At 61.1% G+C, this 7338-nt stretch carries 5 protein-coding genes; 1 reads left to right on the forward strand and 4 read right to left on the reverse strand.

The genetic code is table 11. From position 1 onward, the window contains the following. Positions 1–98: 98 nt before the first annotated feature. From PMI23_RS06930 to PMI23_RS06945, 4 genes are all read right to left on the reverse strand, one after another. Entirely contained in the window at positions 99–1286 is a 1188-nt protein-coding gene (locus PMI23_RS06930; RefSeq protein WP_007912191.1) for a pyridoxal phosphate-dependent aminotransferase, read from the reverse strand. A 41-nt stretch (positions 1287–1327) separates the two neighbouring features. Continuing rightward, on the reverse strand, positions 1328–2953 hold the full coding sequence (locus PMI23_RS06935) for a methyl-accepting chemotaxis protein (RefSeq protein ID WP_007912193.1): 1626 nt from the start codon (positions 2951–2953) through the stop codon (positions 1328–1330). A 290-nt stretch (positions 2954–3243) separates the two neighbouring features. Further along, positions 3244–4383, reverse strand: coding sequence for a glycerate kinase (locus PMI23_RS06940; RefSeq protein ID WP_007912195.1), 1140 nt, complete (start codon positions 4381–4383; stop codon positions 3244–3246). A 246-nt stretch (positions 4384–4629) separates the two neighbouring features. Then, positions 4630–5751 carry a sugar diacid recognition domain-containing protein gene (locus PMI23_RS06945; RefSeq protein WP_007912197.1) on the reverse strand — a complete coding sequence of 374 codons (1122 nt, stop codon included), beginning with the start codon at positions 5749–5751 and terminating at the stop codon, positions 4630–4632. Positions 5752–5922: 171 nt separating this feature from the next. On the opposite strand from PMI23_RS06945, the gene PMI23_RS06950 reads away from it, so the two are divergent. Beyond that, positions 5923–7233 (forward strand): MFS transporter, encoded by a 1311-nt coding sequence (locus PMI23_RS06950; RefSeq protein WP_007912199.1) that lies wholly within the window; start codon positions 5923–5925, stop codon positions 7231–7233. Positions 7234–7338 lie beyond the last annotated feature (105 nt).

Genomic DNA, 7338 nt, shown 5'->3' on the forward strand with positions numbered 1-7338 from the left:
CACAGGGTTCTCGAGCGGACACAAATATCATGTCCACCTCAAATCACTGTGGGAGCTGGCTTGCCAGCGATGGGGCCAGTGCAGGCAAGACAAAACCATCAAGCACTGCGCGCCTGTAAAAGCTGCGCCGCGCAAAGCGCAATCCGCGCACAGGCATCCGCCAGTTTCACCCGATCCAGCACCAGCCCGATGCGAATATGCCCCGCCGCACTCGGCCCGAACGCCTCACCGGCCAGCACCGACACGCCATAACCCTCCAGCAACCGCTCGGCAAACGCCTGGGCGCCCAGCCCGGTCTGACGCACATCAACCATCACAAACATGCCGCCATCCGGACGGATCGGATACAGCCCCGGGCAACCGCTCAAACGTTCACACACCAGATCCCGGCGGAGGCGATATTCCTCGCACATTTGCGTCACTTCCGGCAGGTCTGACTGCAACGCAATCTCTGCGGCTTTCTGCACAAAATCCGGCAACCCGAACAACATGCTCAGCGACAAATTGACTAAATGCTCGGCCAGCGATGTCGGCCCGATCATCCAGCCGATGCGCCAGCCGGTCATGGCGTGGGATTTCGACAGGCTGTTGATTGTCGCCGTGCGCTCGGCCATGCCCGGCAAACTCGCCGGGCTGACGTGCTGACCTTCATAGAGCAGTTCGCTGTAGACCTCGTCGCTGATCAGCCACAAGTCATGCTGCACGCAGAGCGCCGCCAGTTCCTGCCAGATCAGCAGTGACAGGCTCGCGCCGCTGGGATTGTTCGGGCTGTTGAGCAGCATGGCGCGGGTTTTCGGCGTGATCCGCGCAGCGACATCGAAGGGGTCTACGCGAAAGCCGTTTTCCGGGCGCACCGGCACCGGCACCACTGTCGCGCCGCAAGCGCCAAACACGCCTTCGTAGGTGACGTACATCGGTTCGGCGACAATCACTTCATCGCCTGGATCCAGCAGACATTGCGCCACCGAATACACCGCGCATTGCGCGCCGGGCATAACGATTACGTGGTCGGCTTCGACCGCTTGCCCGCTGCGCTGACGATGCCGTTCGGCAATCAGCTTGCGCAGTGCCAAACGACCGCGTACTTCGGAATAATGGGTATCGCCGGCCAACAAGCTGTCGATCGCGCCGTGAACAATTGGCAGAGGTGTATCGAAATCCGGATCGCCGATGCTCAGCAGCAGGATATCGACACCCTCGGCGCGCAACTCCAGCGCTCGGTCGTGAATCTGCCAGGCAGCGGCTCCCTCCCCGGCGATTCGTTGGGTCAAGGCTGAATAGCGCATGTACGTCTCCTGATGGCGCGGTCTCCAGCCTTCACCGTATCTCAAATCACGAAACGCGCCACCATGGCATTCAAATCCACCGCCAGACGCGACAGTTCGTGGGTCGCGGCGCTGGTCTGGTTGGCCCCGGCAGCCGATTGCGTGGCCAGATCGCGGATGTTGACCAGGTTGCGGTCGACCTCGCGCGACACTTGCGCCTGTTCTTCCGAGGCGCTGGCAATCACCAGGTTGCGCTCGTTGATTTGGTGGATTGATTGGGTGATCTGCTCCAGCGCAACACCGGCCGCGCGGGCCATTTCCAGAGTGGTCTGGGTGCGCTGGTTGCTTTGCTGCATCGACGAAACCGCTTCGCCGGTACCGTTCTGAATGCCGGCGACCATTTTTTCAATCTCTTGGGTCGACTGCGCCGTGCGATGAGCCAGTGCGCGCACTTCGTCCGCCACCACTGCAAAACCCCGCCCGGCCTCACCGGCGCGGGCCGCTTCGATGGCCGCGTTGAGCGCCAGCAGGTTGGTCTGTTCGGCGATGGCGCGGATCACATCGAGCACTTTGCCGATGTCACGGCCCTGCGCGGCGAGACCTTCGATCATGTGCGCGGTGTTCTGCACGTCGTGGGTCATGGTCTGGATGGCGTCGACGGTTTTCACTACTTGATCGCGGCCTTCGCGGGCGGCGTGGGTCGACTGGTTCGAGGCTTCCGAGGTCGACACGGCGTTGCGCGCGACTTCCTCGACGGCGGCGGTCATCTCGTTGACGGCGGTGGCGGCTTGCTCGATTTCGTTGTTCTGCTGCTGCAGGCCACGGGAGGCTTCTTCAGTCACCGCGCTGAGTTCTTCGGCTGCGGCGCCCAGTTGCGTGGCGGAGCCGGCGATCTGCTCGATGGTTTTGCGCAGGTTGCTCTGCATGGTGGCCAGCGCCTGCAGCAACTGCGTCGCTTCGTCCTTGCCGTCGATTTCGATGACTTTGGTGAGGTTGCCGTCAGCAATGGTTTGCGCGGCCTGCACGGCACGGTTCAGCGGCGTGACGATGCTGCGGGTCAGCAGCCAAGCCAGTAGCACCGTGGCAACGGCTGCGAAAACAGCGACGATAATGATGCCGGTGATGGCGCTGTCATAATATTGGCCGGCCTGAATCGAAGCGGTCTTTGCATCGGCGGCGTTCATCGCTATCAGCTTGTTGAGCTGTTCGCCCATCTGGTCGGTGCCGTCCTTGATCCGCGTGTTGATCAGGGTGCGCATCTCGTCGAGTTTGTCCTGGCGCGACAGCTCCATCATCTGGTTCTGCGCTTGCAGGTAGTTGTCCAGCGTGGTCGCAAAGGTCTGGTACAACGCCCGCTCTTCCGGGCCGGCCGGCAGTGCGGCGTAACTGGCCTGGGCGGCGCGAACCTTGTCGACCAGAACGCCGATGCGGGTCTGCGCTTCCTGCAACCCGGCCGCTTCGCGGTTGACCAGCACGCGGAACGACAGAATCCGCAGACGCAGGACGTTTTCTGTCACTACGGCAAGTTGCGTCACGCTGGGCAGTTGCGTCGAATCCATCTCGACGGACGCCTGACGGATGATCGACATGCGGTTGACGGCGAACACGCCGAGCACGATCACCAGCAAGGCGATAAAGGCAAAACCGAGGAAGGCACGGGGCGCGATATTCAGGTTACGCAGGGACATAGTTGAGCTCTCGAAAGATAGAAACTACGAGCGTCCATGCGTCATCACTGGCCCGAGGGGGGCGGGTCCAGTCCGGCGTCACTGTTTTAGGAAGTTATGTGCGCGCCTGTTAGCTGTATCGGCCAGGCTTTAGGAAGATTGCGGGTCAAGAGCAACTATTTTTCAGGGTGTTACAGCAATGAAACACAGTTGGTTGTTTTGTGTAGGAGCTGTCGAGTGGAACGAGGCTGCGATCTTTTGACGTTTAAAAGCAGTATCAAAAGATCACAGCCTTCGGCAGCTGATCAGGCTCAGCGGTCGATAGCGAGCTGCCAGACACGGGCGATGTCCGTCGCGCGTTCACGCAACAGGCGCGGTGCTTCGGCGCAGGCCTGTTCCAGGGACATCGGGCCGCTGGTCACAGCGAATGCCGCGTCGATGCCGTGCTCGTAGAGTTCTTGGTAACCCTCGCCCAAAGTACCGGCAATGACAATCACTGGCACGTCATGCCGTTTGGCAATCCGCGCAACGCCGAACGGCGTCTTGCCACGCAAGGTCTGGGCATCGAAGCGCCCTTCCCCGGTGATCACCAGATCGGCACCTTTGACGGCTTCGGCGAGGCCGACCAGTTCGGCAACCACTTCCACCCCGGCTTGAAATTGCGCACTGAGGAAGGCCTTGGCCGCAAACCCCAAACCACCTGCCGCGCCGCTGCCCGGCTCATCACGAACGTCTTTGCCCAACGCTTGTGCGCACAGTTCGGCGAAGTGCCCCAAGGCCTGATCGAGTTGCTGCACTTGCGCCGGTGAGGCACCTTTCTGCGGGCCGAAAATCACGGAAGCTCCGTGCGGACCGCAGAGTGGGTTATTGACGTCCGCTGCGATATCGAAGCGCACGTGCGCCAGTCGCGGGTCAAGTTCGCTCAAATCGACACGCGCCAGTTGCGCCAAGGCCAAGCCGCCGGGTACCAACGTCTGTCCTTGCGCATCGAGCAACTTCACGCCCAACGCTTGCACCGCACCGGCGCCGCCGTCATTGGTCGCGCTGCCACCAATCGCCAGAATCACCCGTTGCGCGCCGGCATCCAGCGCTGCGCGAATCAGTTCGCCGGTACCGAAAGTGCTGCTGATGCAGGCATCGCGCTGCCCCAGCGGTACCAATTGCAAGCCGCTGGCCTCGGCCATTTCAATGATTGCGGTGTGGTTGTGCGGCAACCAGCCCCATGCAGCGTCGACGGCTGTGCCCAAAGGGCCGCGCACGCGGGTGCGGCGCAGCTCGCCTTCGCACGCGGCAAGGATCGATTCGACCGTACCTTCGCCACCGTCAGCCATTGGGCATTTGACCAAGGTCGCGTGCGGCCAGACCTGAGCAAGGCCGAGGGCAATGGCTTCGGCGACGCCTTGGGCACTGAGGCTGTCCTTGAACGAATCGGGGGCGATGACGATCTTCATGCGAATTCTCCGGTTGCAATGCCCCTCATGCTGCCAGTCTGCCTGAGCGTTGACGCCGGTCCGCTGCACAAGTGGCGGGGGCGTTTATTGTTCATTTTCACAAAGACAGGGAAAGTGGCGGTGAATGTTCGGCCGCCATCGCTGGCAAGCCAGCTCCCACAGGGATTGTCGGTGAACCCAAATGTAGTGAACACCATCAACCCTTGTGGGAGCTGGCTTACCAGCGATGGCGGCCTCAAAATCACCTCATGCCGACAGATCTGTCTGGGGTAATAGCTGCACCCCAAGATACAGCGCCAACATCCCGTCCAGCCGCAACGGATCAACCCCACTCAGTTCAGCAATCCGCTCCATCCGATAACGCAAACTGTTGCGATGAATCCCCAACGCATCGGCACACGCCTGACTCTGACCATCGTGCTCGCACCAACTGCGCAGCGTCGCCAGCAACTGGCCGTTGCCGTCCTTGGCGATCACCTTGCGCAGCGGCTTGAGCAATTCGTCCAGCGCATCGTCATTGCGATGCCGCCACAACATCACCGGCAAGCGATAGCGGTTCAGCGTCAGCAATCGCGAGTGCGGCAACACTTCCCGGCCATAGGCGAGCAAATCACCAACCCGCCGATAACACCGACGTAACCCGGCCAGTCCATCGGCCTGCCCGCCCACGGCGATGCGCAGAATCTTCCAGCCGAGGCCGTCGAGTTTTTCCAGTAAGCGGTCGTGCTCGACGGTCTGATTCGCCGGGCGACACCACAGCAGCGATGACTTCGCCGAACTCACGCACCAGCTATCGGGATAACGCGACATCAGCCAGGCACTCAGCGCCTCGACGGTTTGCCCCGGCCCATGTTCAAGGCCCAGCTCGAACAGATACGGTACCCGCGTCAGTTGCGGTTTAAGCCCGAGTTGCTGCGCTTCATCGACCAGTCGCGGCGAATCCCCCGCCTCGCTCAACAGCAGCGCGAGCAAATCATCACAACGCTGGCGCCGCCATTGCTGTTCGGCCTGCTGATTGCGCTGGCCGACGAGCATTTCGGCGGTCATGCGCACCAGCTCTGCGTACGTGCGCAGTTGCTCCGGTTCGCCGGTAATGCCAAGCACACCGATCAAGCGCTGATCGAGTAACAGCGGCAGGTTGATGCCCGGTTGTACGCCCTTCAAATGCACGGCCGTCTGCGCGTCGATCTCGACCACGCGACCATTGGCCAGCACCAGTTGCGCGCCTTCGTGACGGGTGTTGATGCGCTCCGGTTCGCCGCTGCCGAGGATCAGCCCCTGGCTGTCCATGACGTTGACGTTGTAGGGCAAAATGGCCATGGCCCGGTCGACGATGTCCTGGGCGAGGTCGTGATCGAGTTCGAACATAACGGCGGCAATCCTTAAATTTCGGCACTGGCAGTTGTTCACCCGCACAGGGTCTGGTGGCAAACCCTGTGCTCAGGCACAAAGACAATCCGGCCAAAGGTGGCCGAGACTCTCGGGGCGATCAACGTTACCCTTTGCATCGCAAAAAATCATAATAAAGAGAGAGCCGCTATGTCGCACAGCGCCGCAGCTACCCAGACCATCGATGACGATAAAAACGCCGTCTACAAACGCATCACCCTGCGTTTGATCCCCTTCATTTTCATCTGCTACTTGTTCAACTACCTCGACCGGGTCAACGTTGGATTTGCCAAACTGCAGATGCTCGACGCGCTGAAATTCAGCGAAACCGTGTACGGCCTCGGGGCCGGTATCTTCTTTATCGGCTACGTGTTGTGCGGCGTGCCGAGCAACCTTGCGTTGACCAAATTCGGCCCACGGCGCTGGATCGCGGTAATGATGATCACTTGGGGCACGCTGTCGACCTGCCTTTTGTTCGTCACCACCCCGACCGAGTTCTACACGCTGCGCCTGTTCACCGGTGCGGCCGAAGCCGGGTTCTTCCCGGGCGTCGTGTTGTACCTCTCGCAGTGGTTCCCGACCTTCCGCCGTGGCCGGATCATGGCGTTGTTCATGTCGGCGATCCCGGTGTCGGGTTTGCTTGGCAGCCCATTCTCGGGCTGGATTCTCAATCACTTCGCCGCAGGGCAAGGTGGTTTGGCGGGCTGGCAGTGGATGTTTCTGCTGCAAGGCATTCCTACCGTCATTCTCGGCGCCCTCGCCTATTTCCTCCTGAGCGACAGCTTCGCCAACGCCAAATGGCTGAGCCCGCATGAGCGCGCCGTGCTCGAAGCGGATCAGGCGGAAGATTTGGCGAACAAGCCGAAGACTACGTCCGACTCGCTGCTGGCGGTGTTCAAGAACCCGGCGATCTGGGCGTTTGGCCTGATCTATTTCTGCATCCAGAGTGGCGTGTACGCGATCAACTTCTGGCTGCCGTCGATCATCAAGAACCTCGGCTTCAGCGATAACCTGGTGATCGGCTGGCTGAGTGCGATTCCGTATTTGCTGGCGGCGGTGTTCATGCTGGTGGTCGGGCGTTCGGCAGACTTGCGCAAGGAGCGTCGCTGGCACTTGGTGGTGCCAATGCTGATGGGCGCGATCGGTCTGGTGATTGCGGTGAACTTCGCGGCTAACCCGGCGATTGCGATTCTCGGTCTGACCATTGCCACCATGGGTGCGCTGACTGGCCTGCCGATGTTCTGGCCGGTGCCGACGGCGATGTTGAGTGCGGGTGCTGCGGCCGGTGGGCTGGCGTTGATCAACTCGATGGGGCAGATGGCCGGGTTCCTCAGTCCGTATCTGGTGGGTTGGGTCAAGGACAGCACGGGGTCGACCGATGCCGCGCTGTATCTGCTGGCGGGGGTCATTGTTGGCGGGAGTCTGCTGGCGCTGCGCATGACGCGGACGTTGCGGGCTTGAGTTTTTGATGCAGAGTAGAACGGCCTTTTTCAGGGCCGTTTTTTATTGGGTGTCCGACTTGGGTTTTGTGGTGTTCTGGAGATCTTTTCCCCCTCACCCCAGCCC

The organism is Pseudomonas sp. GM24 (assembly GCF_000282235.1).
Classification (GTDB): domain Bacteria; phylum Pseudomonadota; class Gammaproteobacteria; order Pseudomonadales; family Pseudomonadaceae; genus Aquipseudomonas.

Coding starts and splice junctions, on each gene's coding strand:
- PMI23_RS06930 (WP_007912191.1), bottom strand. CDS start 1,286: ATGCGCTATTCAGCCTTGACCCAACGAATCGCCGGGGAGGGAGCCGCT.
- PMI23_RS06935 (WP_007912193.1), bottom strand. CDS start 2,953: ATGTCCCTGCGTAACCTGAATATCGCGCCCCGTGCCTTCCTCGGTTTT.
- PMI23_RS06940 (WP_007912195.1), bottom strand. CDS start 4,383: ATGAAGATCGTCATCGCCCCCGATTCGTTCAAGGACAGCCTCAGTGCC.
- PMI23_RS06945 (WP_007912197.1), bottom strand. CDS start 5,751: ATGTTCGAACTCGATCACGACCTCGCCCAGGACATCGTCGACCGGGCC.
- PMI23_RS06950 (WP_007912199.1), top strand. CDS start 5,923: ATGTCGCACAGCGCCGCAGCTACCCAGACCATCGATGACGATAAAAAC.